Below are 1,491 nucleotides of genomic sequence, written 5' to 3' on the forward strand. Positions count from 1 at the left end.
ACAAAATGGGTTAATTCCTTATGTTTGCGGACATAGCTTCCTCTATTTTGTAAAAAAGCAGTGATTTCCTTCTGTAATTCGTGAATAGCGTACTCAGTGTCCGCATAGCTCTTAAATTAGGTCATTTTATGAAAATAACGGATCAAATGTCCGTATAATTTTTACAACTGTATTTGATAAAAAGTCAGTTTAGAAATTCACTATGTTAGGTATATTTCTTGTCCAAGATGGCATAACCTTTAGTAATAAGGTTTTGTGGGGGAAAGTAGAATGGTATCTTGGCTAAAAATCGCATTTCAGACAATAAAGGTATTCGTGCTTTTCACTGGATGCACAATCCTTTTTTATTATGGTATTATGTGGTTAAATGAAGAATATCAGGATTATCACCGGTATGATGAGCCAAAGGGAGCGGCTGTGAAGGTTTCAGCAAGTGCAAACAACAGTGAATCTTCAAATTGGCTGAACCGGTTAATTCTTTTTTATTTAAATGGGGAGTAGAGTCATCATGGAGGACGAGCTTAAAGATTTTATTCATTATTTAATCGTTGAAAAAGGTCTCGCAAGAAATACAATTGTTTCATATGAAAGAGATTTGAAAAGCTATACGAAGTACTTAAAGAATGTTGAAAAGCTGACATCCGTAAATGAAGTTCAGCGCACTCAAATCATTCATTTCCTAGGGTTATTAAAAGAGCAGGGGAAATCATCGAAAACAATGGCAAGACATGTTGCCTCCATTAGAGCATTTCATCAATTTCTTCTCCGTGAAAAAGCTGCTGATCATGATCCCTCTGTTCATATAGAGTCTCCTCAGCATGAGCGAACTCTGCCAAAGGTGTTAAACATGCAAGAGGTTGAGATTTTACTAGATTCACCTAAAGCAGATGATCACTTCGGAATTCGTGATAAGGCCATGCTTGAGCTCCTTTATGCAACCGGAATTCGGGTCAGTGAATTAATTGGGTTAAATATGGGCGATGTCCATATTACGATGGGATTTGTCCGCTGTATTGGAAAAGGAAATAAAGAGCGAATCATTCCAATTGGAAAAACAGCAGCAACGGCACTAAATCAATATTTACAAGAAGGAAGAAAACATTTTGTCTCAAAAAAAGTTCAGGATGATGCATTTTTTCTCAATCATCATGGCAAAAGACTGACAAGGCAGGGGTTCTGGAAAATTCTTAAACGTTTGTCAGCTGAGGCAGGGATCGAAAAGGATTTAACCCCACATACACTAAGGCATTCCTTTGCTACTCATCTTCTTGAAAATGGCGCTGATTTACGTGCTGTCCAGGAAATGCTTGGACATGCGGACATCTCAACTACGCAAATTTATACACATGTGACGAAAACTAGATTAAAAGATGTATATAGTCAGTTTCATCCGCGAGCTTAGTATAAAGTGAAACTTCAATCAGCGGGGTTTACTTTCATCCCCCACTGCTTGTTAGTTGCGGCCCACGGAGGTGGGTCACACAGACGTTG

The 1,491-nt window shown here is 38.2% G+C and carries 2 protein-coding genes; both read left to right on the top strand.

Annotation, left to right across the window (positions count from 1 at the left end):
• The first annotated feature begins 270 nt into the window (after window positions 1–270).
• A complete protein-coding gene (locus V7149_RS20170) occupies window positions 271–501 on the top strand; it encodes a YqzK family protein (RefSeq protein WP_335347383.1) in 231 nt (76 codons plus the stop codon).
• A gap of 7 nt (window positions 502–508) precedes the next feature.
• Window positions 509–1,402, top strand: a complete 894-nt coding sequence (gene xerD / locus V7149_RS20175; protein ID WP_335347384.1) for a site-specific tyrosine recombinase XerD — start codon at window positions 509–511, stop codon at window positions 1,400–1,402.
• Window positions 1,403–1,491: the final 89 nt, after the last annotated feature.

It is taken from the genome of Bacillus sp. JJ1503 (assembly GCF_036965125.1).
In the GTDB taxonomy this organism is placed as follows: Bacteria; Bacillota; Bacilli; order Bacillales; family Cytobacillaceae; genus Cytobacillus.